We start from the raw sequence: 26,028 nt of genomic DNA on the forward strand, positions 1-26,028 counted from the left end.
ACGATCTGCATACCAAAGATGTGCCAGCGAACTTTATGCCGCATCCGGCAACCACGCCTATGCCAAATCCGCCATCAGCACTTTTGACCGCCGCTGATAGTTGTACATCTCTTTTTTGCTTTCCGGCAGCAGGTCGATATCTACCGGCGTGAAGCCTCGCTCCTGAAACCAGTGAATGCTGCGCGTGGTCAGCACGAACAGCTTGCTCAGCCCCATTTGCCGGGCCTGCGCGGCGATCCGTTCCAGCAACACTTCCCCGCGCGACGAGCTACGGTAGTCCGGATGTACCGCTACGCATGCCATTTCGCCAATTCTCTCTTCCGGGAAAGGGTACAGAGCGGCACAGGCGATAGTCAGGTTATCACGCTGAATAATCGTGAATTTGTCGATCTCCATTTCCAACTGCTCGCGCGAGCGGCGGACCAGAATACCTTGCTGTTCCAGCGGGCGGATAAGCTCCAGAATCCCGCCGATATCGTTAATGGTAGCGCGACGGATCTGCTCGGCGCTTTCCATCACGATCTGCGTACCGATGCCGTCACGGGAGAACAGTTCTTGCAGCAATGCACCATCTTCCTGATAGCTGATCAGATGGCAGCGGCGTACACCACTGCGACAGGCTTTCACTGCTCCGCGCAGGAAGCGCACCGTACCGGAGCTGTAATCGCCTTTCTCTTCCTGCAACTCAACGCGAGCCTGAGCTTCGTTAGGAAACAACTCGGAAATAATATCGCCATCATCGTTGGTGACACCCTGAGACGAGCAAAAACCGATCATTTTCTCTGCCTTCAGTTTGATAGCCAGCTGCGTGGCGACCTCTTCTGACGTCAGATTAAAGCTCTCACCAGTGACGGAAACGGCGACTGGGCCCATCAGCACAATCGCGCCGCTATCTAACTGGCGGTGAATGGCATCTTCATCGATGCGACGAATACGCCCGCTATGGCAGTAATCTACGCCGTCATCAACGCCCAGCGGCTGGGAGATAATAAAATTACCGCTGACCACATTGATGTGTGCACCCTGCAATGGCGTATTATTCAGGCTCATCGACAGGCGGGCGGTAATATCAAGCTGAAGTAGCCCCGCAGCCTGTTTGACCAGCTCCAGAGTTTTCGCATCGGTGACGCGCGTATTTTTGTGGTACACCGGCTCATGATGATGCGCCGCAAGATTGGCATCAATCTGCGGTCGTGCGCCATAGACTACGACCAGGCGGATGCCGAGGCTATGAAGAAGACCAATGTCATTGACGATACTGGAAAAGTTTTCATGCTCTATGGCTTCGCCGCCCAGCATAATGACAAACGTTTTTCCCCGATGGGTATTAATATAGGGAACAGAATGGCGGAATCCCTGTACCAGTTCGGTTCTACGCTCCTTCACCACGGCACACCCTCATTGCATGATTATTCGTAATTTGTGTATTTTTATTCTGTTTTGGTTCTGTGCGCAAGCGTAATTTTTACCCATGCTGAAGATTTTTATCAGTAATACCGTGAATATAAAAAGAATGTTTACCCTTTTATAGATGACAGATTATGCGTCATTCGCTAAAGTTTCCGGTCAATTCGGACGTTTTACGTATTACCTCTAAAAAGATTTCTTTTGCTCGGGAGAAGCATGTCGGGATCCAATTCAGCAATCAGTCGCCGCCGTTTATTGAAAGGTGCGGGTGCTATGTGGCTTTTGAGCGTCAGCCAGGTGGGTCTGGCGGCCGTGAGTCAGGTCGTTGCCGTACGTATCTGGCCTGCGTCCAGCTACACTCGCGTCACGGTAGAATCTAACCGTCTGCTGAAATACAAACAGTTTGCCCTGAGTAATCCTGAGCGTGTGGTTGTGGATATTGAAGACGTTAATTTGAACTCGGTGCTCAAGGGCATTGGGACGCAGATTCGTCCTGACGATCCGTATATTAAGTCGGCGCGCGTTGGCCAGTTTGATCCAAAGACCGTGCGGATGGTGTTCGAGCTGAAACAGAATGTGAAGCCGCAACTTTTTGCGCTGGCTCCGGTGGCAGGCTTTAAAGAACGTCTGGTGATGGATCTCTATCCCGCGAATGCCCAGGACGTTCAGGACCCGCTGCTGGCATTGCTGGAAGATTACAACAAGGGCGATCTGGATAAACAGGTGCCACCTGCACAAAGTGGCCCGCAGCCGGGTAAAGCGGGGCGCGATCGTCCCATTGTCATTATGTTGGATCCGGGCCACGGCGGAGAAGACTCCGGTGCGGTGGGGAAATACAAGACGCGTGAAAAGGATGTGGTGCTGCAGATTGCCCGCCGCCTGCGAGCCCTCATAGAGAAAGAGGGCAACATGAAGGTCTTTATGACACGAAATGAAGATATCTTCATTCCGCTTAAAGTCCGCGTGGCGAAAGCGCAGAAGCAGCGTGCAGACCTGTTTGTTTCTATTCACGCTGATGCCTTTACCAGTCGACAACCCAGCGGTTCTTCGGTGTTTGCGCTCTCGACCAAAGGTGCGACCAGTACCGCAGCGAAATATCTGGCGCAGACCCAGAACGCCTCGGATCTCATCGGTGGCGTCAGTAAGAGCGGTGACCGTTACGTCGACCACACCATGTTTGACATGGTGCAGTCGCTGACCATCGCCGACAGCCTGAAGTTTGGTAAAGCGGTATTGAATAAGCTTGGTAAAATCAACAACCTGCATAAGAATCAGGTTGAACAGGCCGGGTTTGCGGTACTAAAAGCGCCGGATATCCCGTCCATTCTGGTCGAAACGGCATTTATCAGTAACGTTGAGGAAGAGCGCAAACTCAAAACGGCGACCTTCCAGCAGGAAGTTGCAGAGTCGATTCTGGCAGGGATTAAAGCCTATTTTGCCGATGGGGCGACACTGGCGAGAAGGGGATAACAAAAAAGCGCTGAAAAGCGCTTTTTTTACGGACCGCAGATACAAAAAAACACCCGTCAGGGTGTTCATAATGTTGGTTGCGGGGGCCGGATTTGAACCGACGACCTTCGGGTTATGAGCCCGACGAGCTACCAGGCTGCTCCACCCCGCGTCCGTCTTTACTCTTCATCGAGTAAACTTGTATCAGATTATATTGGTTGCGGGGGCCGGATTTGAACCGACGACCTTCGGGTTATGAGCCCGACGAGCTACCAGGCTGCTCCACCCCGCGTCCGTCATTACTCTTCCATCGAGTAACGTTACTGCTTCTGATTTTAATTGGTTGCGGGGGCCAGATTTGAACTGACGACCTTCGGGTTATGAGCCCGACGAGCTACCAGGCTGCTCCACCCCGCGTCCGTGGATGCGCACTATACTCTGCTCGCATTTTCATGCAACCCTTTTTTCACCTTGATCACGTTTTTAGGGTGAAAATGAACAAAAACAACGCATTCTGGATTATTTTTTGCTCAAAATTTGCGTTCGGGTATGTATACGCATTTCATTAGGTTCGGGGGTTTGTTATCTTCGTCTCGCATTCAGGCAACATAAGACGAGAACAATGAAAGGACGTTGGGCAAAATATCTTCTGGCGGGAGCAGTAGTTGCGATGCTCGCCGCGTGTTCCTCAAAACCCACCGATCGTGGGCAGCAGTATAAAGACGGGAAATTTACCCAGCCTTTCTCACTGGTGAACCAGCCTGATGCGGTTGGCGCACCAATCAATGCCGGTGATTTCGCCGAGCAGGTTAATCAAATTCGTAGCGCTTCGCCACGTTTGTACGGTAACCAGAGCAACGTCTACAACGCTATCCAGCAATGGTTACGCGCGGGCGGTGATACGCGCAGTATGCGTCAGTTTGGTATTGATGCATGGCAAATGGAAGGGGCTGATAACTACGGTAACGTCCAGTTTACCGGTTACTACACGCCGGTTATCCAGGCGCGGCATACGCGCCAGGGCGAGTTTCAGTATCCTATCTATCGTATGCCGCCAAAACGTGGGCGCTTACCATCCCGTGCCGAGATCTACGCGGGCGCGCTAAGCGACAATTATATTCTGGCATACAGTAACTCCCTGATGGATAACTTCATTATGGATGTTCAGGGCAGTGGTTACATCGATTTTGGCGATGGCAGCCCGCTCAACTTCTTTAGCTATTCCGGGAAAAACGGCCACGCCTATCGCAGTATCGGTAAAGTGCTTATCGACCGTGGCGAAGTGAAAAAAGAAGATATGTCGATGCAGGCTATTCGTCATTGGGGTGAAACACACAGCGAAGCCGAAGTGCGTGAGCTGCTGGAGCAGAACCCATCGTTTGTCTTCTTTAAACCACAATCTTTTGCTCCGGTGAAAGGGGCCAGCGCGGTACCGTTGATTGGCCGCGCATCCGTGGCTTCTGACCGCAGTATCATTCCTGCGGGCACAACGTTACTGGCGGAAGTCCCGTTACTGGACAATAACGGCAAGTTTACCGGCCAGTACGAACTGCGTCTGATGGTGGCGTTGGATGTGGGCGGGGCGATAAAAGGACAGCACTTCGACATCTATCAGGGTATTGGCGCAGACGCCGGACACCGTGCCGGGTGGTATAATCATTACGGTCGCGTATGGGTACTAAAAACAGCGCCGGGTGCGGGTAACGTGTTCAGCGGTTAATTGCCGGATGGCGCTTCGCTTATCAAGCCTGAATTATTGAGTAGGCCTGATAAGGCGTAGCCACCATCAGGCAGTGATGCAGTCATCAAGGGCGGTATTTGTCCGCCCTTTTTGTTTTCTATATCTGAGGTTCTATGTCTGTGGTTATAAGTGATGCCTGGCGTCAGCGTTTTGGCGGTACGGCGCGTCTGTATGGCGAAAATGCGCTGCAACTGTTTGCTCAATCGCACGTTTGCGTGGTTGGGATTGGCGGAGTGGGGTCATGGGCGGCGGAAGCGCTGGCGCGAACCGGCATTGGCGCCATCACGCTCATCGATATGGATGATGTGTGTGTCACCAATACTAACCGCCAGATCCATGCTTTACGCGATAACGTCGGCCTGGCAAAAGCTGAAGTGATGGCTGAACGTATCCGCCAGATTAACCCGGAGTGCCGGGTGAACGTGGTCGATGATTTTGTCACGCCGGATAACGTTGCTGAATATATGAGTGCGGGATTTTCGTATGTCATTGATGCGATTGATAGCGTGCGCCCAAAAGCGGCACTGATCGCGTACTGTCGGCGTAACAAAATTCCGCTGGTGACCACCGGTGGTGCGGGCGGACAGATCGATCCTACGCAGATTCAGGTCGTTGATTTGGCAAAAACCATCCAGGATCCGTTGGCGGCCAAGCTACGTGAGCGGCTGAAAAGCGATTTTGGCGTGGTGAAAAACAGCAAAGGCAAGCTGGGCGTGGACTGTGTGTTCTCGACCGAAGCGCTGGTGTACCCGCAGGCAGATGGCTCGGTATGTGCGATGAAAGCGACGGCGGAAGGGCCGAAACGTATGGATTGCGCATCCGGGTTTGGCGCGGCCACGATGGTGACCGCCACCTTTGGTTTTGTTGCCGTCTCCCATGCGCTGAAGAAGATGATGGCCAAAGCGGCGCGCCAGCTCTGATTGTGTCGGATGGCGCTATGCTTATCCGACCTACGGTTTGTGCGGTGTTGTAAGCCGGATAAGACGTATCAGCGCCGTCATCCGGCTTTCTGAGCAACCTCAAGAATCGCCTCGTTAAGAGCATGTAGCCCCTGGCTACGCGAGGCGCTGAGCTGCGCGCGTAAACCCAGCTCGTCAAATAATTCCATTGGTGAATGCGCCAGTAACTCGGCGGCCGTTTTACCTTCGACCGCGGTGAGTAATACCGCCAACAGCCCGCGTACTATTCGACCTTCGCTGTCACCAAAGAAATGCAGAGTGCCATTCTCATGAAGAGTATGCCCCAGCCAGACGCGGTTTTCACAGCCCGCGATTTCTTTGGCCCGTGCTTTTAGCGCATCCGGAAGCGCCGGCAACTGCTTACCCAGCAGTATCAGCTGACGATATTTATCTTCCCACTGAGTGAGCGGGATAAAGGTATTGCGTAACGTCTCTTCGGTTACGGTTGTGCCAAACGGGTGTCCGGCGAACAAAGGGCTTGTCATTAATCCACCAATATTTCCAGCGCGCGGTCGACGGCTGCGACCAACGCATCCACATCGCTTTGTGTATTATAAGGGGCAAATGAGGCGCGTAGTGTCCCGGATACGCCCAGTTCTGCCAGTAGCGGTTGCGCGCAGTGTTGCCCCGCGCGCAGCGCAATGCCATATTCGGCCAATAGCGTAACCATATCGCTGTGATGAACACCCGAGAAATCAAAGGCTAACAGACTGGAATCCTGGCTGCGGAAGGACCGAAAGCCGGGGCGTTTCGCCAGCGCATCTTCTGCCAGCGTCGCCAGACCCCGGCTCCAGTTTTCGGCCTGTGCAACGTCGACGTCCGCCAGCCATTCGAGCGCTGCGCTTAGCCCGATAACGCCAGCAACGTTAGGCGTACCGGCCTCCAGCTTCCATGGGGCTGCCTGGGTGGTGAAACCGTCGAAGCTGACTTCGCTAATCATCTTTCCGCCGCCGAGCCACGGTGACATAGCTTCCAGTAATTCAGGCTTACCGTACAGCACGCCAATACCGGTTGGGCCATACAGCTTGTGGCCCGAGAACGCATAGAAATCAATATCTAACTGTTGTACGTCGGCAGGAAAATGGACAATCCCCTGGGCACCATCAACCATCACCACCATGCCAGCCGCATGGGCGAGCGTGATGGCGCGGGCCAGATCCGGGCAGCCACCGGTGACGTTCGACATTTGCCCGAGTGCCAGAATGCGGCTGCGCGGGGTAATGAGTTGCGTAAGGCGCTCAACGTCTGGCAATAAATCGGGGGTGAGTGGGAGTTTGACGACCTTAGCCCCCGTTTGCTCCGCGACCATCAGCCAGGGCACGAGGTTGGCGTGATGTTCCGCTGCGCTAACGATAATCTCATCACCCGGCTGAAGGCGTGGACGCGCATAGCTTTGAGCAACCATGTTGATCGCTTCCGTTGTGCCGCGGGTCCAGACGATGGTTTTGTCATCCGGCGCATTAATCAGGCTTGCGACTTTTTCCCGCGCGGCTTCATAGCGTGCGGTCAGGCGCTGGGCTTCAGCAAACTGGCTGCGATGGACGTTTCCGGCGCTCAGGCTATAAAACTGGTGGGTAGCCTCAATCACCGCCTGTGGCTTCAGCGCCGTAGCAGCGCTGTCGAGATAGACGCCAGCATCGTTGAGTGCGGGAAATTGTGCGCGAAACTGCGCGGGGTTAAAAGCGTTCATGGTATTCCTCAGTTCAGTAAACCGATCGTGGCGCAAAAAGGGCATTGATACAAGGGTTGCGCTAATCATCGGAATACTCTGGATATCCTGGCAAAGCCCGCTCAGTGTCTTATGCTAAATAGCGTTAGGCGAACAATTTTGCCTGTTACGGAGTATGTTTTTAATAGCATAAATCGCTTTAAGGAGAAGAAGATGAAAAAGACTGCCGCCATAATTTCTGCCTGTATGCTGACTTTTGCCCTGAGCGCTTGTTCCGGTTCGAATTACGTGATGCACACCAACGATGGTCGATCAATCGTAGCTGACGGTAAGCCACAGACCGATAGTGAAACGGGGATGATTTCGTATAAAGACGCTAACGGCAACAAACAGCAGATTAACCGCACTGACGTGAAAGAGATGGTAGAACTGGATAACTAACCGGTCATCCATCGACAAAGAGTCGGACAAAAAAAAGCACCGCAATTTGGCGGTGCTACATTAATCACTATGGACAGACAGGGTAAATGTACAGGAAGTGAAAAAGGGTAGCTTTGCTACCATGGTCTGAATCGCAGACCAATTGCAAACACAACAACACAACATCACAACCGTAAGCCAAAAGCCCACCAGAACACGCATTCCGATAAAACTTTTCGTTCCGGCTTCAGGAAGTGCCGCCACTATAGGTATTTGCTGGTAGAACCTCAACGGACAATTTATAATGGCTCAGATAAAAAAAACTAATAGGTTACAGCCTGTTAGTCAATTGTTAAATTCATTTAACATCAAAGCCTAAAAGTCATGTCAAAACGATTACCACCCTTAAATGCGTTGCGTGTTTTTGATGCTGCAGCGCGTCATTTGAGCTTTACTCGCGCAGCAGAAGAGCTTTTTGTGACGCAGGCCGCAGTAAGTCATCAAATCAAGTCTCTTGAGGATTTCCTGGGGCTGAAGCTGTTTCGTCGACGCAATCGATCTTTGCTGTTAACGGAAGAAGGTCAAAGCTACTTCCTCGACATCAAAGAGATTTTTTCGCAATTAACCGACGCGACGCGTAAACTTCAGGCACGTAGTGCAAAAGGTGCACTTACCGTCAGTTTATTGCCCAGTTTTGCGATCCAATGGCTGGTGCCCAGACTCTCTAGCTTTAACTCAGCTTATCCGGGAATCGATGTCAGGATCCAGGCGGTGGACCGTCAGGAAGACAAACTGGCGGACGATGTAGATGTGGCGATTTTCTACGGACGCGGCAACTGGCCGGGTCTGCGCGTTGAAAAATTGTACGCAGAATATTTATTGCCGGTCTGCTCGCCGCTATTACTCACCGGTGATAAACCGTTGAAGACGCCCGACGATCTGGCTAAACACACATTATTGCACGATGCGTCGCGCCGTGACTGGCAAGCCTATACGCGCCAGCTTGGCCTGAATCATATCAACGTACAGCAGGGACCTATCTTCAGCCATAGCGCCATGGTGCTACAGGCTGCTATCCACGGACAGGGGATTGCGCTGGCGAATAACGTCATGGCGCAGTCCGAAATAGAAGCCGGACGTCTGGTCTGTCCGTTTAACGATGTTCTGGTCAGCAAAAACGCATTTTATCTGGTTTGTCATGACAGTCAGGCAGAACTGGGTAAAATAGCCGCCTTCCGTCAGTGGATTTTGGCTAAAGCGGCCACGGAACAAGAAAAATTCCGCTTTCGTTATGAACAATAATTTACGTAGGGTATTCACATGACCAGCCGTTTTATGCTGATTTTTGCCGCCGTAAGTGGCTTTATCTTTGTGGCGTTGGGTGCCTTTGGGGCACATGTTCTGAGTAAAACCCTCGGTGTCGTTGAGATGGGGTGGATCCAGACTGGCCTTGAGTATCAAGCGTTCCATACGTTGGCTATCTTTGGCCTGGCCGTCGCCATGCAGCGACGCATTAGCATTTGGTTTTACTGGAGTAGCGTGTTTCTGGCATTAGGAACGGTGCTGTTTAGCGGCAGCCTGTATTGCCTTGCACTCTCTCATTTACGCCTGTGGGCGTTTGTTACCCCCGTCGGCGGTTTCAGCTTCCTTGTGGGCTGGGCGCTGATGTTAGTGGGTGCTATTAGATTGAAACGTAAGGGCGTTAGCCATGAATAAGGTTGTGTTGTTGTGTCGCCCGGGTTTTGAAAAAGAGTGCGCCGCAGAAATTACGGATAAAGCAGGGCGCCGGGAAATCTTCGGTTTTGCCCGTGTGAAAGACAATGCGGGTTACGTCATCTTCGAATGCTATCAGCAGGATGATGCCGAAAAGCTAGTGAAAGAGCTGCCGTTTAGCTCACTGATTTTTGCCCGTCAAATGTTTGTGGTGGGCGAACTGCTGCAATATTTACCGCCGGAAGACCGCATTACGCCGATCGTTGGCATGCTGCAGGGCGTGGTGGAAAAGGGTGGAGATCTGCGTGTCGAAGTCGCCGACACCAATGAAAGCAAAGAGCTGGTTAAGTTCTGCCGTAAATTTACCGTACCGCTGCGCGCGGCGCTGCGTGAAGCGGGCGTACTGGCAAAATATGAAACGCCGAAACGTCCGGTGGTTCATGTTTTCTTTATCGCCCCTGGCTGTTGTTATACCGGTTATTCCTGGCCTGACAATAACTCACCGTTCTACATGGGTATTCCGCGACTGAAATTCCCGGCCGATGCGCCGAGCCGCTCAACGCTGAAACTGGAAGAAGCGCTGCACGTGTTTATCCCTGCCGATGAATGGGATGAGCGTCTGGCGAACGGAATGTATGCGGTGGATTTAGGGGCCTGCCCGGGCGGATGGACCTATCAGCTGGTTAAACGCAACATGTGGGTTTACTCCGTGGATAACGGTCCAATGGCACAAAGCCTGATGGATACCGGACAGGTCACCTGGCTGCGTGAAGACGGATTTAAATACCGTCCGAATCGCAACAATATTTCGTGGATGGTCTGCGATATGGTGGAGAAGCCGGCGAAGGTCGCCGCGCTGATGGCACAATGGCTGGTCAACGGCTGGTGTCGTGAGACAATATTCAACCTCAAGCTGCCGATGAAAAAACGCTACGAAGAGGTATCACAGAACCTGGCTTACATTCAGGCCCAGCTTGATGAACATGGCGTAAATGCCCAAATTCAGGCGCGTCAGCTGTATCATGACCGTGAAGAAGTAACCGTTCACGTACGTCGTCTGTGGGCGGCCGTCGGCGGTCGTCGCGACGAGCGATAAGGCTACAATCCAGGTCGGATGGCGGCGAAATTGCCCTATTCGGCCTGGATTGATTCAATCAGCTGTGTATCTGAAACAATATGCGTCACATCATCCAGATGCCCAATTCTGGCCTCTCCCGAACGATTAAATTTACTTTTATCGATCAACAATAAAGATTGCGATGCGCGCTTAAGCAGAATGGATTTGAAGTCTGCGTTGGTTGCATTTGAGTCCCAGAGCGCGCCGTCGCTATTGATCCCTTCGCAGGAAAAAATAAACAGGTCAATATCGAGGGATTTAAGCTGCGAGATAAGCGAGGGATTAACGTAGCAACCGTATTTGCGCTCAAGGCGACCGCCGGAGCTGATAAGCTGAATGTGTTCACGTTTAGCCAATTCCTGGCAGATGGGCTGGCTGTTGGTAAAAACGTGAATGTTGATGTCCGGTAGCTGTCGCGCCAGGTACCAGCAGGTTGAGCTGGCGTCTAAAGCTATCACCATACCTTCTTCGATCCATGCCAGCGCTTCGCGGGCAATATTTGCTTTGTGGGCATAGTGGCTTTTTAGTCGTATATGGAACGGGTCGCCACTGTCCTGATTTTCCCGATGAATAGCCTTGGCCCGCCCATGATTGCGTAGCACCTTGCCCTGGGTTTGTAATTCACTGAGATCGCGGCGGATGGTCTCTTTGCTAACGTTTAGCTGCAAAGACAGGGCTTCAGTTGTCAGGCTTTTGTGGTGGGTAAGCAGATCTACGATTGCCTGCTGGCGCGCCGCTTTCATGTTCAGATCCTCATCTGATGATAAATGCCCGTACCAGACGGGCATTCTGACCAGAGATTACGGCGTTACCCCTTTTTTTAAAAGAATATTCCCGTACTTTGCCCGCTCTCCTGTGATAACAATCGCAAACGCCTTTTGCGCTCGTTCGTAAAAGGCATAACGGTCAATACGCGTGATGTCTGGACAGGGGACCTGCAATGAAAGCGCCTGTCGATAGCGAGCCTCGACGTCAGGATCGAGAGCGTCGCCTTCTACTGCGGCCATCATCACCAGCGGTGGGGCGTAGCTGTCCAGTTCAAAAAGCGGAATAATCGCCTGCAGCAGGTCGCTGACCAGCAGACCGTCGGCGCGAATCACCTGCGGTCCCATGCTATGAGCCGGAAAATGAGCATCAGAAAAGATAATCTCATCGCCGTGACCCATTTCAGCCAGCACCTTCAGCAGGTCGGGGGAAATTAAGGGGGATATTGTTTTGAGCATGTTACTCGACTCCTGTCAGTTCGGATTCGGTTTGCGGATAGAAGTAACGGTACTGGTAGCGCACCTGTGCACGGGCCTGTTCCGGTGAGGTAAATTCTCTAATGCCTGACCAGGCAAACATCGCGGCGCCTGCGACGGTGGTTTCGGCGTCATCCAGCACTTTGACAGGGATCCCGAGAACATTAGCTTTAATCTGGTTCCACAATGCGTTACGGCTTCCCCCGCCAACCAATAACAATTCAGTGGCCTGGAAATGACCGATTTTTTCCAGCGTGTGTAAATTCCGCTGCAACTGTTCTGTCAGTCCTTCCAGTGCGGCGCGATAAAAATGCCCGCGGGTGGTATTGAGCGTAACCCCTTGCCAGCCCGCATTCTGAGAGGTCAGCAGGTCGCAGTGCATCTTGACGCCTTCTGCGCCAGCAGGAATGGACCGGGCTTCGTCAATCAGCGTTTGCCAGGGCGATTCGGCAGTCCAAAACAGCTTACGCACCCATTCAAGCACGCCGGAAGCCAGCCACTGCATGCCGGGATTATACAGCCCGGCATGACTGTCTAATTCACAAGTGGAACCCGCATAATGGCTGAGCAGAGAGGTGTCCACCTGTGCGCTGCGTACCATCAGAATTTCCCATGTACCGGAAGAGAGCACCGGTTCGTCTGGCTGAGCTCCCGCGCCAAAGAGCGCAAACTGCGTGTCGTGCCCGGCAGATATCACAGGAATACCCACTGGTAGCCCGAGCAGGCTGGCGGCCTCGTGTTGCAGTACCCCAATTTGTTCGCCCGCTTCCACCAGACGTGGAAACAGTCGGCGCGGTATGCCGGTCGCCTGCAAAATGTCATCACTGAAATCGCGCTGCTGGATGTTCAGCATCTGGCTGGTGCCCGCCATGGTGATATCTGTGGTGAACTCGCCGGTTAAACGGTGGTTGATAAGCGATGAGATAAACAGCCAGGCGTGCGCCTGTTCCAGTAATTGTGGATGGTTTTCTTTTAGCCACACCAGTTTATACAGCGTGTTAAAGCTAAACGCGCCGACGCCGGAGATTTCCTGCAACTGCTGCGGTGACATGTAGCGATGGATATTTTCCATTACTGCTGCGGTTCGCGGGCACTTCCAACTGATTACCGGATATAACTGCCTGCCGTGTTGATCGACCAGCGCACCGTCTACGCCGAAGGTGGTGACGGCGATCCCGCAGATACGGCAATTGGCCAGTTGCGTGGAGAGCCGCTGACAGCAGCCGGCAAAGCGTTGCAAAATGGCTTCCAGCGACCACTGATGCCAGGTACCGTTCTCCGCGGCAATATCGCTGGCGTTGGGCGTAGAGGCGCGGGCGATAATTTTTCCCTGACGGTCAACGGCTATGGCCCGCACGTTGGTCGCGCCACAGTCGAGGACCAGGATAACCTCTTGTTTCATAATTGCTCCTGGGAGATTACCTATTGCCGGATGGCGGCTTCGCCTTATCCAGCCTACAAAACCGTGCGCTTCGTAGGCCTGATAAAACGCGTCTGCGTTGCTATCAGGCAATTGCTCGATGTTTAACGCTTATACAGCGGACCGTAGTTCTGGCAGGCTCGATAATCCTGGCCTTCGCTATCCATACCGTGGGCTGCCCAGGCTGAAGGACGGTAAATTTTCTCGTCTTCCACGTTGTGCATGCAAACCGGGATACGCAGCATGGCGGCCAGAGTGATAAAGTCTGCGCCCACGTGACCAATCGTCAGCACTCCGTGGTTTGCACCCCAGTTAGCCATAACCGAATAGACATCGCTGAACGGGCCTTTACCGGTTAAGCGCGGGGCAAACCAGGTAGTCGGCCAGGTAGAGTTGGTGCGCGCATCGAGCTGGTCATGCATATCTTCCGGTAATTCCACGCTCCAGCCTTCTGCGATTTGCAGTACCGGCCCCAGGCCCTTGATGATGTTGATGCGAGTCATGGTGAACGGCACGCCGCCCTCGGTCAGGAAGCGAGAGGAGTAGCCGCCGCCGCGGAAGTATTCGTGAATAGCCGGACACCATTCGGTTGCCGCCAGGCAATCATCGACCTCTTTTTGCGAGATTTCCCAGTGCGGTTTCATGGTCGGTTTCCCTGCGTCGTCGCGCTGTTTGCAGGAACCATCCAGTGCAGCCGATCCCGAGTTGATCAGGTGAATAATGCCGTGCTCAGCAAGCCCGGTCAGCGGTTTACCCGTGACACGCTCCACCGCCTTTGGCGACCAGTAGGTGCGCACATCGGCAAAGACCTGCGCCGTGCCGGTAAGTTGATGACCAAACAGCATCGCCACGCCGTTCAGGCTGTCGTTTTCGGTGGCGACAACGAACGGTTCGCGTATGCCATTCCAGTCAAAGGAGCTGTTGAGCAGCGCTTCGGCGGTATCACCATTCGGATATTGATCGGTCCAGTGACGCTGGCCCTGGAAGCCTGCGGCAATCGCGTTGTATCCCAGCGACTCTTCAACCCGACCTTTGTCGGCCAGCTTCTGGTTACCCTGCATCATGTCGCGAATGCACATGGCCATCAGCAGGCTCTCTTTCAGCACCGCACGGCTTTGCTCTGCGTTGCGCTTATATTGCTGCGCGTTCTGATCCTCGCCGTAGCGGAAGTTTTTGTCCGCCCACGCCAGCGCCATTTCCAGCTCAGCTTCGTCATAGATTTTTTGGTCGATGCGACGACGCAGTTCGGTCATATCAACGGGTTGAACTTTCATTCCCAGCCAGGATTCAAAGAAGTTATGATCGACAATAGAGCCAGCAATGCCCATTGAAACGCCGCCTACGGACAGGTAGGTTTTGCCTTTCATACCGGCGACGGCTAAGCCCGCGCGGGCAAAGCGCAGCAATTTTTCTTCCACATCGGCAGGGATCGTGGTGTCGCCGGCGTCCTGTACGTCATGGCCGTAAATAGAGAAGGCAGGAAGTCCTTTTTGATTATGCGCAGCCAGCGCGGCAGCCAGATAAACGGCCCCCGGACGTTCTGTACCGTTGAAACCCCAGATAGCTTTCGGCCGCATTGGATCCATGTCGATGGTTTCGCTACCGTAGCACCAGCATGGGGTCACGGTGATGGTCACGCCCACATTCAGGCTGCTGAATTTTTCTTCGCAGGCGGCAGATTCCGCCATCCCGGCGATACAGGTGTCGGCAATGACACATTCAATTTTCGCTCCGCAGGCGTGACGAAGTTTCTCAGCGATCAGCGCAGCGGTGGCTTTAGCCATATTCATGGTTTGCTCTTCGAGCGATTCACGAACACCCATACGGCGCCCATCTATCACCGGACGAATGCCAATCTTCGGTAAGCTATTTTTTTTCATTCGAGGTTCCTCATCTCACTTTATGCCGTGCTGCAAAAGCGGATGTTGAACACCACCGTCGCAGTTGGCTGAATAACTCATTTTTGCTAACTCGAGTTAGCTTAGGTATTAGAGAGTTTTTTGCACAACTTTTTTGTTGTGGAACTGTGAGAGGCTTCACGAGAAGTGGTTAAAATTCGATCTGCGTCAAATAAACCAGAACGCATATTTTTGTATAAATCCTTTTAAATTAAGTATTTGCAATAAAATGTTTGTTCAGCGTCACAGATTTAAACCAAATGATTTGGCTAATTTGAGTAGCTAAAATAGCTTTAAAAGGCACTTCGCTAACTCGAGTTAGCATAATTGATAAAACGCATATGAACGTATAGGTAGTATTCGCATTAACGGTGACGATGGCTTCCTGGCAACGTTTTTTCGCCTGATTCACTGATTGCAGTTTCTGTATATTGAGGAAAGCAGCAATGTCTGAAACATTTTTACAGATGAGTCATATTACGAAACGTTTTCCCGGCGTATTAGCGTTGAGTAATGTGGATTTTGCTTTACGCAAAGGCGAGGTTCATGCGCTGCTGGGTGAGAATGGCGCAGGAAAGTCTACGTTGATGAAGATTTTATCCGGTGTTTATCAGCCTGATGAAGGAGATATTATTTTTGAAGGGCAACCTGTTTCTTTTGCGAACCCGTTGAGCGCACAAAGCGCAGGTATCACGATTATTCACCAGGAATTTAATCTTTTCCCTGAACTCACGGTAGAAGAAAATATTTTTATTGGCAGGGAGTTTTGCAAAAATAACCGCTGGCGTCTGGATGAAAAACAACAGCGACAGGCTGCTATCGATATTTTGCAAAAATTAAACCTGAATATCTCCCCAGAAACGCTGGTGGCCGATCTGACCGTCGCGCAACAACAAATGGTTGAGATTGCTAAAGCGATATCGGTGAATGCTAAGATCCTTATTATGGATGAACCGACGGCGGCACTGACGGAAACGGAAATCGACAGTTTATTTCAGGTAACCCGTTTGCTGAAAGAACAGGGGACGGGCATTGTTTATATCTCGCACAGGCTGGAGGAACTGGCGCTGATAGCCGATCGTGCGACGGTGATGCGTGATGGTCAGTTTATTGCCACTGTAGATTATGATGCGGTTAAAATTAGCGACCTGATTGCCATGATGGTTGGGCGGGACCTCGGCAATATCTATCCTCGTCGTGGACCTTTGGCTCAACGTAAGCCGGTGTTGGAAGTCAGCGGTCTGACTCGCAATGGTGTACTGAACAACATTGATTTCACCCTGTATCAGGGCGAAATATTGGGCTTTGCCGGTCTGATGGGCGCAGGGCGTACCGAGCTGGCGCGGGCGATTTTTGGCGCGGATCCCATTGATGGCGGTACCCTCAAGCTAAACGGAAAAGTGACGGTAATTAAAGATATTCCTGATGCTATCCAACAGGGTATCAGCTATTTAACCGAGGACAGAAAAAAAGAGGGGCTGGCATTAGGACTGTCCGTTGAGCGTAATATTATGTTGGGCAATTATCCTGAATATTCCGACCGCTATGGCAATGTGGACAGCAAACGTTGTCAGAAAACCAGCGAGGAACAGGTTAAAGCCCTACGGATTAAAACACCACATTTAGAGCAGGCGGCACTGAATTTAAGTGGCGGTAATCAGCAGAAAATTATTATTGCCAGATGGGTATGTAAAGATACCGATATTCTCATCTTTGACGAACCCACTCGCGGTATTGATGTGGGGGCCAAACTTGAAATTTATGAATTAATGAATCGACTGGTGGCAAAAGGGAAGTCAATTATCATGATTTCCTCTGAATTACCGGAAGTGCTGGGTATGTGCGATCGCATTTTGGTTATGCGTAATGGACGTATTACCGGGGAGTTAGCTTCTGATGACGCCACACAAGAAAAAATCATGCAATATGCGACGTTAGAGGACTAATTTATGACTATCTCTGTAACCTCTTCAGACAGCAATAATAAGAAAATAAAAATTAACAAAGAACTTTTAATGCGCCTTGCGCCGCTTTTGAGTCTGATTATTTTAGTAATATTTTTTAGTTTTGGTTCGCCATTTTTCTTTAACACTGAAAACATCATGACAATTGCCTTGCAAACGTCAGTGATTGGCATCATGGCAATTGGCGTTACCTTTGTCATTATCACTTCAGGAATCGATCTTTCTCTTGGCTCGGTAGTGGCCTTTTCTGGTGTTGCGGTAGGCATCAGCGCCACGCTGGGATTGCCTCTGCCTGTATGTATTCTGGCGGGGGTGCTGGCCGGGGGATTATGCGGCTATATCAACGGCCTTCTGGTCACCAAAATGACTATCCCGCCTTTTATCGCCACGCTGGGCCTGATGATGTCAGTCAGAGGCATCAATATGGTGATGACCGATGGTCGTGCGATTTATTTCGCTGATTACCCCACCTTCAAAATGCTGGCCCAGGGACGTTTGTTTGATGTGCTGCCTTATCCCGTTTTTTACCTGGTGGTGGTGGCGTTAATTGCCGCCTACATCCTGAAGAAAACGGTGATTGGTCGCTATGTTTACGCCGTGGGTAGCAATGAGGTAGCCGCACATCTTTCCGGTATTAAAGTTCAGCGCGTCAAAATTTTCGTCTACGCCTTTTGTGGTCTGCTGACTGGGATTGCCGGGGTGATTCTGGCCTCTCGCTTGAACTCAGGACAACCAACGGTCGGCGTGGGGTATGAGCTGGAAGCCATTGCAGCGGTTGTTATTGGCGGTACAAGCTTGATGGGCGGAATTGGTACCATCGGCGGCACGATCATCGGCGCATTCATTATGAGCGTGCTGAAGAATGGTCTGAACCTGATGGGCGTTTCCCAGTTCTGGCAAATGGTAGCCATGGGCGTGGTGGTCATTGCCGCGGTTTATCTCGATACATTACGCAAAAAAATTCGTTGATTTACGCTCCCGGAAGTCACGGGGCATCATAACCCTGACGTTTAGGGTGACTCACTCAGAACGGAGTAAAACAATGAGAACCAGGAATTTTGTCTATGCGTTATCCCTGCTGGCCTGTATGACATCCAGCGTATTGGCTAAAGATATGAACCTTCCGGTGGTCAGTAAAGGTTTCCAGCATGAATTCTGGCAAACCGTAAAAATGGGGACGGAAGCAGCAGCAAAAGAGTTGGGCGATAAAACCAGCTATGTTGGCCCGGCGGATGAAACTCAGATTGCCGAGCAGATTCAGCTAGTTGAAAACGCGATGGCGCAAAAACCTAATGGGCTATTACTGGCCGCGTTAGATGCCAATGCGCTTGCGCCATTAGTTGAGACCGCAAATTCACGCGGTATTAAAGTTGTGACGTTTGACTCCGGCGTGAATTCCGATATTCCGGTGAGCTTTGTCGCCACGAATAACCGTAAAGCCGGTGCAGAAGCCGCAGACGCGCTGGCAGCGGAAGTGGGCAGTAAAGGGAAAGTGGGCATTATTGCGCACGTAGCAGGGACCTCTTCTGCGATTGAACGTTCGGAAGGGTTTATTGCCCGTATGAAGGAGAAATATCCGGATATTCAGGTGCTACCGGTCCAGTACAGCGATGGCGATCCGCAAAAAGCGATGGATAAAACCATCGATATGATCCAGGCCAACCCGGATATTGCAGGAATTTATGGCACAAATGAAGGCTCAACGCTTGGCGTAGCAAACGCTATTGATAGCCAAAATCTGAAAGGCAAAGTGAAGGTGATTGGTTTTGATAGCACAGAGGCAATCATTGCCTTCCTGAAGTCCGGAGTGATTCAGGGATTTGTGGTGCAGGACGCTTATCAGATTGGCTACCAGGGTATCAAGACGCTGAATGCAGCGGTATCGGGTCAGTCTGTACCGAAAGAGATTGATATTCCGGTGAAATTTGTCAGTGCGAAGAACATTGATACCCCAGAAATTGACAAATTGTTACACCCATTCGGTAAAAAATAAGACCGTTGGGGCGAGGTGCTCGCCCCATCATTAGCCAGCGTCAGGGAGTTACTATGGGCAGTGGATATTTCCTCGGTGTGGATGTCGGTTCCGCCAGCGTCAGGGCTGGTGTCTTTGATGCCAGTGGCACACGGCTGGCTTTTGCGACACGCCCCATCTCGCAGTTTCGACCCGGTCCTGAGCGGGTTGAGCAGTCATCTGCAGAAATCTGGCAGCAGGTTTGCCATGCGGTGAGAGGAGCGGTGTCGTCAGCGGGGGTTCCCGTCGAGAAGATTCGTTCACTGGGATTTGATGCCACCTGCTCCTTAGTTGCCCTCGATGAACACGGGCAGGGACTGGCGGTTTCACCTGGTGAATCGCCAGACCATAACATCATCATGTGGATGGATCATCGCGCGGTAGATGAGGCCAAACGCATTAATGCCACGCAAGATCCGGCTCTGCGCTATGTCGGCGGCGAAGTCAGCGTAGAGATGGAACTTCCCAAGGTGCTGTGGCTGAAAAATCATTTTCCCGCAACGTGGCAGAGTGCACATCGTTTCTATGATCTTGCGGACTTTCTGGTCTCTAAAGCTACCGCCACTGATGTTGCCGGTTTGTGCACGTTGACTTGTAAATGGAACTATCTGGCACATGAACAACGCTTTAGCCACTCCCTGCTCGACGCCGTTGAATTAACGGATTTGTTGGGCAAAATCCCGTCGCGTATTCTTCCGCCAGGCGCTGGCGTTGGAACGCTTAGCAGCGATTCGGCCCAGGCGCTGGGGCTGACGACTGCAGTGGTCGTCGCCAGCGGTATGATTGATGCCCATGCCGGCGGAGTTGCGCTTGCCGGGGTTGAGCCTGAGGGGACGTTGGCGCTGATTAGCGGAACGTCAAATTGCCATATGCTGTGCAGCGAGCAGGAAATTCATACGCCAGGTGTTTGGGGGCCTTATTGGTCAGCCATGCTGCCAGGCTACTGGCTGACGGAAGGAGGGCAGAGTGCTGCTGGGGCGTTAGTCGACTGGACGCTTCAGGAATCAGGAGCCAGTGCTGAGCTGTTTCACAAAGCTGAGGCCCGGGGCTGCCATCCCATTGTTTTAGTTAATGAATGGGTTGCCGCACTTGAGGAGCAGGAGTCTGAGCCTGGTCGTTATCTGCATGTGCTTGCCGATCACCACGGTAATCGTTCGCCGCGCGCACGGCCCGATGCTCGAGGCAGCATCTGTGGTTTGACGCTGGAACGAGGTGAGATGCAGGTAGCTCGTCTGTACCTGGCGACATTACAGGCGATCGCCTGCGGTACGCGGCATATTATGGAAGTGATGCGTGAAAACGGTCACACCATTTCCCGACTGACGCTGTGCGGCGGCGCAACGCATAACCCACTGTGGATGAGGGAATATGCCGATGCTACCGGATGCGATATTCATCTTATGCAGGAAGAGGATGCGGTGACGTTAGGTGCGGCTATCACTGGCGCGGTAGCATGCGGCGCGTGGGCAACTATACCGTCCGCATGCCGGGCGATGGTTCGTTCGGGCGAGGTGATTAAGGCGAACCCGGCGCGGCGGAACTTCTATGATCGCAAATACCAGGCTTATCTGATGTTGTGGGAGCAGCAGCAGGCGATTAACCAACTTATGCAGTAAGACAAAAGTTTAAAATACTTTTATGATTGTAGATTGACGTTTTTGGATGTGGACTGGGGCATATAGATGGCTAAAACAGTAGAACAGATAGCCAGCGATCTGAATTTATCGGTTACGACCGTACGACTGGTGCTGAACGGGAAAGCAGAGCAATATCGAATCAGTGTCAAAACCCAAACGCGTATTAATGAATATGTCGAGCGCTATGGTTACGTCATTAACCATTCAGCACGTAGCCTGAAATTAAATAAAACGGATACTTTGGGATTGATTGTACCCAATATTTCCAACGTCTTTTTTGCCACACTCGCAGAAAAACTTGAGCAACGCTGTCGTCGTTCAGGTTATCAGTTAACGATTAGCTGTACCTATGACGATGTTGATTACGAAAATAAACTGACCAAAGCGTTAATCGCCCGTAATGTCGATGGCCTTTTTATTGTTCCCTCAACGTTAGAGAATCAGCAACACCATTTACGTCAGGTCAGAAAACCGATGGTGTTACTTGACCGTGATTTTAAGTATACCGATAACGCACTGGTAGAAAGTCATAACATCTTGGGCGGCGAGAAATTGACGCAGAGTCTGTTTGACGCTGGAAAGTCGCCAATCTGGTTTTTAGTGGGGGATACCGGATTACCCAGCATTGGTGATCGTTTGCAAGGTTATCTTAATGCATTGAACAATAATGGTATTTCACATAGAGATTGGGTGCGTGAAGGTCCGGACAACACACCTGAAGGTGGTTATCGACTGATGGATGAGTTGATCGGCGAACAGGGCTGTCCGCAGGCGTTTATCGCCTCATCATTACCGGTACTGGAGGGGGCCATTAACGCTATTCGTAATCGTTTGGGCACAATTCCACCGGAAATTAATATTGGGACATTCGATGAACACCCAATGCTGGGATTCCTCGCCAATAATGTCTGGTCAATGCAACAGGATGAAAATGTCTGGGCGGAAAAAGCATTCGATATGATGATGAGTGCTATTGATGATCACCCAATTAAAGAAACTGTAAAAGTTGAGATGAAACTTATTAAGCGCGTAAGACAACCTTAATATGTCGCTATAAATAAATCGGCCAACTGAATCTGAATAAATACGTTCAGTGGCTGCCTGTACCTGAAACCTGACCCGTCTTATTCTGCGGCTGCATTTTTCGCAATAAAGACGAGGGGAAACTGTACCCGGAGAATCATTATGGAAAGAATGCGTTTGTCGCGAGAAATCATTGAAACCTGTCTGGAAATGACCAGCCTTGGATTGAATCAGGGGACGGCGGGAAATGTGAGTGCGCGTTATGAAAACGGGATGCTGATCACGCCCAGCGGTATTCCTTACGAAAGACTTACTGAAAACATGATCGTGTATGTAGATAACGACGGGAAATATGATAAAGGACAATTACCCTCCAGTGAATGGCGTTTTCACCTGGCGGCATACCAGACGCGTCCGGATGCCAATGCGGTTGTCCATAACCATGCCGTACACTGCACGGCCGTTTCAATTCTTAATCGCCCTATCCCGGCAATTCACTACATGATTGCAGCGGCGGGGGGGAACTCTATTCCGTGTGCGCCTTATGCGACGTTTGGTACACGAGAGCTGTCAGAGCATGTGAGCGTCGCCCTGAAAAACCGTAAGGCAACGCTTTTACAGCACCATGGGTTGATTGCTTGCGAAGCGAATTTGGAAAAAGCACTGTGGTTGGCGCATGAAGTGGAAGTTCTGGCCCGTCTGTACCTGAGCACGCTGGCGATTGTTGACCCGGTGCCGGTGCTGGATGACGAGGAGATCGCTATTGTGCTGGAGAAATTCAAATCTTACGGATTACGCATTGAAGAGTAATTTCGCATAGCGAAAAGGAGAAATACAATGGCGAACAGAATGATTCTGAATGAAACGGCATGGTTTGGCCGGGGGGCTGTTGGCGCATTAACCGATGAAGTTATTCGTCGCGGTTATCGCAAGGCGTTGATTGTGACTGATAAAAATCTGGTGCAGTGCGGCGTTGTTGAGAAAGTGACTTCCCGAATGGATGCTGCAGGTCTGGCATGGGAAATCTATTCAGGCGTTATTCCTAATCCAACCATTGCGGTAGTGCAGGAGGGATTGAGTGTCTTTCAGCAAAGCGGCGCAGACTATCTGATAGCCATCGGCGGAGGCTCCCCGCAGGATACCTGTAAAGCGATTGGCATTATCAATAATAACCCGGAGTTTGCGGATGTACGTAGCCTTGAAGGGTTATCGCCGACACGCTTCCCGAGCGTGCCGGTTATGGCTATCCCAACCACCGCGGGAACAGCGGCGGAAGTGACCATTAACTACGTGATCACTGACGAAGAGAATCGGCGTAAGTTTGTTTGTGTCGATCCACATGACATCCCGCAGGTGGCGTTCATCGATGCGGATATGATGGACGGCATGCCTGCTGCATTAAAAGCGGCTACTGGGGTAGATGCACTGACTCATGCCATTGAAGGTTACATCACCCGGGCAGCGTGGGCGCTTACCGATGCGCTGCACATTAAAGCCATCGAAATTATTGCCGGGTCATTGCGCGGTTCCGTTGCGGGTGACAGCCAGGCGGGTGAAGCGATGGCCCTGGGCCAGTACGTTGCCGGGATGGGCTTCTCCAACGTTGGTCTGGGATTAGTGCATGGCATGGCACACCCGTTAGGCGCGTTCTACAACACGCCGCACGGCATCGCGAATGCCATTTTGCTGCCGCACGTGATGCACTATAACGCCGAATTCACTGGGGAAAAATTCCGCGATATTGCCCGGGTAATGGGGGTTAAGGTTGAAGGACTGACGTTGGCGCAAGCACGCAAAGCGGCAGTGGATGCTGTCTTCGCCCTTAATCGCGATGTAGGGATCCCACTGCACTTACGCGATGTTGGCGTCCGTAAAGAGGATATTCCTGCATTGGCGCAAGCCGCATTTGACGATGTTTGTACCGGGGGAAATCCGCGTGAAGCGAGCCTTGGGGATATCGTCGAGCTGTACCATACTGCCTGGTAATCACCTGGCGTTTATCTGGCCTACAGGGTTATACGTTAAGTAGGCCGGATAAGCGCAGCGCCATCCGAAAATAAGACTACCGTGCCAGCCGTAGCTGCTGTAGGTTTCCGTCGATATGTAAGTCCGTTTGCAGCCGCGCGATATCGCGGCACAAAAACGCCATCTCCCGATGTTCTTCGAGTTTCTTACGCCATTTCTCCGGTACGTCATCCAGATGTTCATACAGTGCTTCCAGCGTTGGAAACTGCGTCAGCAATTGTGTGGCGCTTTTAGGACCAATACCGGCAACCCCAGGTATCTTAGAACTGCTGATCCCTGCCAGTCCCCAGTAATCAGGCAACTGTTGCGGCAGTACGCCGAACTCTTTCTCGATAAACGGCGCATCCAGCCAGCGTTTCTGGAAATAATCGCGAATACGCAGCGTTGGGGAGAGTAGCTGACAATAGCCTTTATCGGTTGAGACGATGGTTGCCTGATGTCCGGCCTGGCTAACTTTCACCGCCAGAGTTGCGGCTAAATCATCGGCTTCATTCCCGCTGGATTCCCAGCAGCAGACACCGCGCTGTTCAAAAGCGGCGCGTAAGGCGGGCATTTCCTTGTGTAAATCGTCAGGCATTGGCGGGCGACCGGCTTTGTAGTCAGGTAAGCGTTGGTGACGCCAGCCGCTGTTGCGCGCTTCGTCATCAAATACCGCCACGGCGTGTGTGGGCTGACTGTGCACAATCAACTGATTGAGCGCGTGCTGGCACGTCTCCACGCAGGGTGAGCCCTGTACGGCGTGAATTCGGCGGATAAGATTCAGTGCATCGACAATGAGCAGATGGACGGCCACGGTGTTCTCCCTAACAAATCAGTCTGTAGGGTAACATTCACGGCGAGTGGAGGCGAAGATCTGATACAACATTTTGCCGGATGGCGGCTGAAGCCTTATCCGGCCTACAAATGAATACGGCACTGTAGGCCGGATAAGCTTGCGCCATCCGGCAATGGGGTGGGACTTAATCGCAGGTGACAATTTTCATTGCCAAACCGCCGCGAGATGTTTCGCGGTATTTGGCATTCATGTCTTTACCGGTTTCGTACATGGTCTCGATAACTTTATCGAGGCACACGCGTGGCTCACTGGTACGGCGCAGCGCCATACGTGCGGCGTTCACCGCTTTCACGGACGCGATCGCGTTACGTTCAATGCACGGTACTTGTACCTGGCCGGCAACCGGATCGCAGGTCAGACCCAGGTTATGTTCCATACCGATTTCCGCTGCGATGCACACCTGCATTGGACTACCACCCAGCAGTTCAGCCAGACCAGCCGCTGCCATGGAGCAGGCCACGCCAACTTCACCCTGACAGCCGACTTCGGCACCAGAGATAGAGGCGTTCATCTTATACAGTGAACCAATGGCGCTCGCGACCAACATATAGCGTGCCAGAGAGTTAGCGTTCACTTCACGGATAAACTTGTCGTAATACGCCAGTACGGCAGGAACAATCCCGCATGCACCGTTGGTTGGCGCGGTAACCACACGTCCACCAGCAGCGTTTTCTTCGTTCACGGCCAGCGCGAACATGTTGATCCAGTCAACAACCGCCATCGGGTCAGTGGTGGTTTTGTCGCTGCTGACCAGCATGCGACGCAGCGCAGCAGCACGACGCGGAACGCGCAGTTTGCCCGGCAATACACCTTCGGTGGTGATGCCGCGCTCAATCCCGCTACGCATCACTTCCCAGACGTTAGCAAAGTGCTGTTCCAGCTCTTCTTTACTGTGCAGGGCCAGTTCGTTTTGCATCATCAGACCGGAAAGTGACAGGCCGGTTTCCTGGCAATGACGTTGCAAATCAGCTGCGGATTTATACGGATACGGCACGTTTACCGGAGAGTTGTTCGGTAAACCAAAATGTTCTTCATCAACGATGAACCCACCGCCAATGGAATAGTAAGTCTGGCTGTAAATGGCTTTTTCGCCCGCCAGTGCGGTAATACGCATCCCGTTTTCGTGCAGGGACAGATTGTCCGCATGGAAATTCATGCACTTGTCGACCGGGAACTCGACCTCATGTTGACCGTCTGCCAGCAGCAAACGCCCGTGAGTATTCACATCCTGGATAAAGGAAGGGATGGCATCAATGTCTACGGTATCCGGCAGATTACCCGCCAGGCCCATAATAATCGCGATGTCGGTATGGTGGCCTTTCCCCGTCAGAGACAAGGAGCCATAGACATCAACCACTACGCGGGTTACGTCAGTGAGAATTCCGCGTGCAATCAGGTCATCCGTGAATTGTTTGCCTGCTTTCATCGGGCCAACAGTGTGGGAGCTGGAAGGGCCAATGCCGATTTTGAAAATATCGAATACGCTAATCATGAGGCGT

At 51.9% G+C, this 26,028-nt stretch carries 23 protein-coding genes and 3 tRNA genes; 14 read left to right on the plus strand and 12 right to left on the minus strand.

What is annotated here, in order from left to right; all coding sequences use genetic code 11:
- Nucleotides 1-57 precede the first annotated feature (57 nt).
- A complete protein-coding gene (gene argA / locus SK33_RS04640; protein ID WP_003034012.1) occupies nt 58-1,389 on the minus strand; it encodes an amino-acid N-acetyltransferase in 1,332 nt (443 codons plus the stop codon).
- A 234-nt stretch (nt 1,390-1,623) separates the two neighbouring features.
- On the opposite strand from argA, the gene amiC reads away from it, so the two are divergent.
- Nucleotides 1,624-2,877: an N-acetylmuramoyl-L-alanine amidase AmiC gene (amiC, locus tag SK33_RS04645; protein WP_003034016.1), complete on the plus strand. Its 1,254-nt coding sequence runs from the start codon at nt 1,624-1,626 to the stop codon at nt 2,875-2,877.
- Between the two features lie 74 nt (nt 2,878-2,951).
- Here the strand turns inward: amiC and SK33_RS04650 are convergent.
- The 3 genes from SK33_RS04650 to SK33_RS04660 all read right to left on the minus strand — a co-directional run bounded on the left by SK33_RS04650 (nt 2,952) and on the right by SK33_RS04660 (nt 3,273).
- Nucleotides 2,952-3,028 (minus strand) — tRNA-Met (locus tag SK33_RS04650).
- A gap of 43 nt (nt 3,029-3,071) precedes the next feature.
- Nucleotides 3,072-3,148: transfer RNA gene (locus SK33_RS04655), tRNA-Met, on the minus strand.
- Nucleotides 3,149-3,196: 48 nt separating this feature from the next.
- Nucleotides 3,197-3,273: transfer RNA gene (locus tag SK33_RS04660), tRNA-Met, on the minus strand.
- Between the two features lie 205 nt (nt 3,274-3,478).
- Between SK33_RS04660 and mltA the strand changes: the two genes are divergently transcribed.
- Nucleotides 3,479-4,576 (plus strand): murein transglycosylase A, encoded by a 1,098-nt coding sequence (mltA, locus tag SK33_RS04665; RefSeq protein ID WP_003034021.1) that lies wholly within the window; start codon nt 3,479-3,481, stop codon nt 4,574-4,576.
- 134 nt (nt 4,577-4,710) lie between these two features.
- Nucleotides 4,711-5,517 (plus strand): tRNA cyclic N6-threonylcarbamoyladenosine(37) synthase TcdA, encoded by an 807-nt coding sequence (gene tcdA, locus SK33_RS04670; RefSeq protein ID WP_048218528.1) that lies wholly within the window; start codon nt 4,711-4,713, stop codon nt 5,515-5,517.
- 77 nt (nt 5,518-5,594) lie between these two features.
- Here tcdA and csdE read toward each other — a convergent pair whose 3' ends face one another.
- Together csdE and csdA are read right to left on the minus strand one after the other, a co-directional pair.
- On the minus strand, nt 5,595-6,041 hold the full coding sequence (csdE, locus tag SK33_RS04675; protein ID WP_048218527.1) for a cysteine desulfurase sulfur acceptor subunit CsdE: 447 nt from the start codon (nt 6,039-6,041) through the stop codon (nt 5,595-5,597).
- Nucleotides 6,041-7,246 carry a cysteine desulfurase CsdA gene (gene csdA, locus SK33_RS04680; protein ID WP_048218526.1) on the minus strand — a complete coding sequence of 402 codons (1,206 nt, stop codon included), beginning with the start codon at nt 7,244-7,246 and terminating at the stop codon, nt 6,041-6,043. The genes csdE and csdA overlap by 1 nt, the downstream gene beginning before the upstream one ends.
- A 192-nt stretch (nt 7,247-7,438) precedes the next feature.
- On the opposite strand from csdA, the gene SK33_RS04685 reads away from it, so the two are divergent.
- The 4 genes from SK33_RS04685 to rlmM all read left to right on the plus strand — a co-directional run bounded on the left by SK33_RS04685 (nt 7,439) and on the right by rlmM (nt 10,454).
- Complete coding sequence (locus SK33_RS04685; RefSeq protein WP_003034032.1) at nt 7,439-7,666, plus strand: YgdI/YgdR family lipoprotein; 228 nt, start codon at nt 7,439-7,441, stop codon at nt 7,664-7,666.
- Nucleotides 7,667-8,029: 363 nt separating this feature from the next.
- Nucleotides 8,030-8,947 (plus strand): glycine cleavage system transcriptional regulator GcvA, encoded by a 918-nt coding sequence (gcvA, locus tag SK33_RS04690; protein ID WP_003034035.1) that lies wholly within the window; start codon nt 8,030-8,032, stop codon nt 8,945-8,947.
- An 18-nt stretch (nt 8,948-8,965) separates the two neighbouring features.
- The gene (locus SK33_RS04695) at nt 8,966-9,361 is read left to right on the plus strand and encodes a DUF423 domain-containing protein (protein WP_003034037.1); all 396 of its coding nucleotides are present in this window, start codon (nt 8,966-8,968) and stop codon (nt 9,359-9,361) included.
- Nucleotides 9,354-10,454, plus strand: coding sequence for a 23S rRNA (cytidine(2498)-2'-O)-methyltransferase RlmM (rlmM, locus tag SK33_RS04700; RefSeq protein ID WP_003034040.1), 1,101 nt, complete (start codon nt 9,354-9,356; stop codon nt 10,452-10,454). The genes SK33_RS04695 and rlmM overlap by 8 nt, the downstream gene beginning before the upstream one ends.
- A gap of 35 nt (nt 10,455-10,489) precedes the next feature.
- Here the strand turns inward: rlmM and fucR are convergent, their stop codons facing one another.
- The 4 genes from fucR to fucI form a co-directional block, all read right to left on the minus strand.
- The gene (gene fucR / locus SK33_RS04705; RefSeq protein ID WP_003034043.1) at nt 10,490-11,218 is read right to left on the minus strand and encodes an L-fucose operon activator; all 729 of its coding nucleotides are present in this window, start codon (nt 11,216-11,218) and stop codon (nt 10,490-10,492) included.
- A gap of 57 nt (nt 11,219-11,275) precedes the next feature.
- Nucleotides 11,276-11,698: an L-fucose mutarotase gene (gene fucU / locus SK33_RS04710; RefSeq protein WP_048218525.1), complete on the minus strand. Its 423-nt coding sequence runs from the start codon at nt 11,696-11,698 to the stop codon at nt 11,276-11,278.
- Between the two features lies 1 nt (nt 11,699).
- A complete protein-coding gene (fucK, locus tag SK33_RS04715) occupies nt 11,700-13,118 on the minus strand; it encodes an L-fuculokinase (RefSeq protein WP_048218524.1) in 1,419 nt (472 codons plus the stop codon).
- A 122-nt stretch (nt 13,119-13,240) separates the two neighbouring features.
- The gene (gene fucI / locus SK33_RS04720; protein ID WP_048218523.1) at nt 13,241-15,016 is read right to left on the minus strand and encodes an L-fucose isomerase; all 1,776 of its coding nucleotides are present in this window, start codon (nt 15,014-15,016) and stop codon (nt 13,241-13,243) included.
- 464 nt (nt 15,017-15,480) lie between these two features.
- Between fucI and SK33_RS04725 the strand changes: the two genes are divergently transcribed.
- The 7 genes from SK33_RS04725 to fucO all read left to right on the plus strand — a co-directional run bounded on the left by SK33_RS04725 (nt 15,481) and on the right by fucO (nt 23,655).
- The gene (locus SK33_RS04725) at nt 15,481-16,980 is read left to right on the plus strand and encodes a sugar ABC transporter ATP-binding protein (protein ID WP_048218521.1); all 1,500 of its coding nucleotides are present in this window, start codon (nt 15,481-15,483) and stop codon (nt 16,978-16,980) included.
- Between the two features lie 3 nt (nt 16,981-16,983).
- A complete protein-coding gene (locus SK33_RS04730) occupies nt 16,984-17,967 on the plus strand; it encodes an ABC transporter permease (protein ID WP_003034055.1) in 984 nt (327 codons plus the stop codon).
- Nucleotides 17,968-18,040: 73 nt separating this feature from the next.
- A complete protein-coding gene (locus tag SK33_RS04735) occupies nt 18,041-18,991 on the plus strand; it encodes an ABC transporter substrate-binding protein (RefSeq protein WP_003034057.1) in 951 nt (316 codons plus the stop codon).
- Nucleotides 18,992-19,044: 53 nt separating this feature from the next.
- Complete coding sequence (locus SK33_RS04740) at nt 19,045-20,625, plus strand: FGGY-family carbohydrate kinase (protein WP_044699749.1); 1,581 nt, start codon at nt 19,045-19,047, stop codon at nt 20,623-20,625.
- 66 nt (nt 20,626-20,691) lie between these two features.
- A complete protein-coding gene (locus SK33_RS04745; RefSeq protein ID WP_003034060.1) occupies nt 20,692-21,690 on the plus strand; it encodes a LacI family DNA-binding transcriptional regulator in 999 nt (332 codons plus the stop codon).
- Between the two features lie 141 nt (nt 21,691-21,831).
- Entirely contained in the window at nt 21,832-22,479 is a 648-nt protein-coding gene (gene fucA, locus SK33_RS04750) for an L-fuculose-phosphate aldolase (RefSeq protein ID WP_003034062.1), read from the plus strand.
- 27 nt (nt 22,480-22,506) lie between these two features.
- A complete protein-coding gene (gene fucO / locus SK33_RS04755; protein WP_003034064.1) occupies nt 22,507-23,655 on the plus strand; it encodes a lactaldehyde reductase in 1,149 nt (382 codons plus the stop codon).
- A 76-nt stretch (nt 23,656-23,731) separates the two neighbouring features.
- Here fucO and xni read toward each other — a convergent pair whose 3' ends face one another.
- Together xni and SK33_RS04765 are read right to left on the minus strand one after the other, a co-directional pair.
- Complete coding sequence (xni, locus tag SK33_RS04760) at nt 23,732-24,487, minus strand: flap endonuclease Xni (protein WP_048218519.1); 756 nt, start codon at nt 24,485-24,487, stop codon at nt 23,732-23,734.
- Nucleotides 24,488-24,653: 166 nt separating this feature from the next.
- Complete coding sequence (locus SK33_RS04765) at nt 24,654-26,021, minus strand: L-serine ammonia-lyase (RefSeq protein WP_003034070.1); 1,368 nt, start codon at nt 26,019-26,021, stop codon at nt 24,654-24,656.
- Nucleotides 26,022-26,028 lie beyond the last annotated feature (7 nt).

It is taken from the genome of Citrobacter sp. MGH103 (genome assembly GCF_001034475.2).
GTDB lineage: Bacteria > Pseudomonadota > Gammaproteobacteria > Enterobacterales > Enterobacteriaceae > Citrobacter > Citrobacter freundii.

What these genes read in the sequence shown, in the direction of transcription:
- amiC (WP_003034016.1), top strand. Translation starts at nt 1,624, where the DNA reads ATGTCGGGATCCAATTCAGCAATCAGTCGCCGCCGTTTATTGAAAGGT.
- mltA (WP_003034021.1), top strand. Translation starts at nt 3,479, where the DNA reads ATGAAAGGACGTTGGGCAAAATATCTTCTGGCGGGAGCAGTAGTTGCG.
- tcdA (WP_048218528.1), top strand. Translation starts at nt 4,711, where the DNA reads ATGTCTGTGGTTATAAGTGATGCCTGGCGTCAGCGTTTTGGCGGTACG.
- csdE (WP_048218527.1), bottom strand. Translation starts at nt 6,041, where the DNA reads ATGACAAGCCCTTTGTTCGCCGGACACCCGTTTGGCACAACCGTAACC.
- csdA (WP_048218526.1), bottom strand. Translation starts at nt 7,246, where the DNA reads ATGAACGCTTTTAACCCCGCGCAGTTTCGCGCACAATTTCCCGCACTC.
- SK33_RS04685 (WP_003034032.1), top strand. Translation starts at nt 7,439, where the DNA reads ATGAAAAAGACTGCCGCCATAATTTCTGCCTGTATGCTGACTTTTGCC.
- gcvA (WP_003034035.1), top strand. Translation starts at nt 8,030, where the DNA reads ATGTCAAAACGATTACCACCCTTAAATGCGTTGCGTGTTTTTGATGCT.
- SK33_RS04695 (WP_003034037.1), top strand. Translation starts at nt 8,966, where the DNA reads ATGACCAGCCGTTTTATGCTGATTTTTGCCGCCGTAAGTGGCTTTATC.
- rlmM (WP_003034040.1), top strand. Translation starts at nt 9,354, where the DNA reads ATGAATAAGGTTGTGTTGTTGTGTCGCCCGGGTTTTGAAAAAGAGTGC.
- fucR (WP_003034043.1), bottom strand. Translation starts at nt 11,218, where the DNA reads ATGAAAGCGGCGCGCCAGCAGGCAATCGTAGATCTGCTTACCCACCAC.
- fucU (WP_048218525.1), bottom strand. Translation starts at nt 11,698, where the DNA reads ATGCTCAAAACAATATCCCCCTTAATTTCCCCCGACCTGCTGAAGGTG.
- fucK (WP_048218524.1), bottom strand. Translation starts at nt 13,118, where the DNA reads ATGAAACAAGAGGTTATCCTGGTCCTCGACTGTGGCGCGACCAACGTG.
- fucI (WP_048218523.1), bottom strand. Translation starts at nt 15,016, where the DNA reads ATGAAAAAAAATAGCTTACCGAAGATTGGCATTCGTCCGGTGATAGAT.
- SK33_RS04725 (WP_048218521.1), top strand. Translation starts at nt 15,481, where the DNA reads ATGTCTGAAACATTTTTACAGATGAGTCATATTACGAAACGTTTTCCC.
- SK33_RS04730 (WP_003034055.1), top strand. Translation starts at nt 16,984, where the DNA reads ATGACTATCTCTGTAACCTCTTCAGACAGCAATAATAAGAAAATAAAA.
- SK33_RS04735 (WP_003034057.1), top strand. Translation starts at nt 18,041, where the DNA reads ATGAGAACCAGGAATTTTGTCTATGCGTTATCCCTGCTGGCCTGTATG.
- SK33_RS04740 (WP_044699749.1), top strand. Translation starts at nt 19,045, where the DNA reads ATGGGCAGTGGATATTTCCTCGGTGTGGATGTCGGTTCCGCCAGCGTC.
- SK33_RS04745 (WP_003034060.1), top strand. Translation starts at nt 20,692, where the DNA reads ATGGCTAAAACAGTAGAACAGATAGCCAGCGATCTGAATTTATCGGTT.
- fucA (WP_003034062.1), top strand. Translation starts at nt 21,832, where the DNA reads ATGGAAAGAATGCGTTTGTCGCGAGAAATCATTGAAACCTGTCTGGAA.
- fucO (WP_003034064.1), top strand. Translation starts at nt 22,507, where the DNA reads ATGGCGAACAGAATGATTCTGAATGAAACGGCATGGTTTGGCCGGGGG.
- SK33_RS04765 (WP_003034070.1), bottom strand. Translation starts at nt 26,021, where the DNA reads ATGATTAGCGTATTCGATATTTTCAAAATCGGCATTGGCCCTTCCAGC.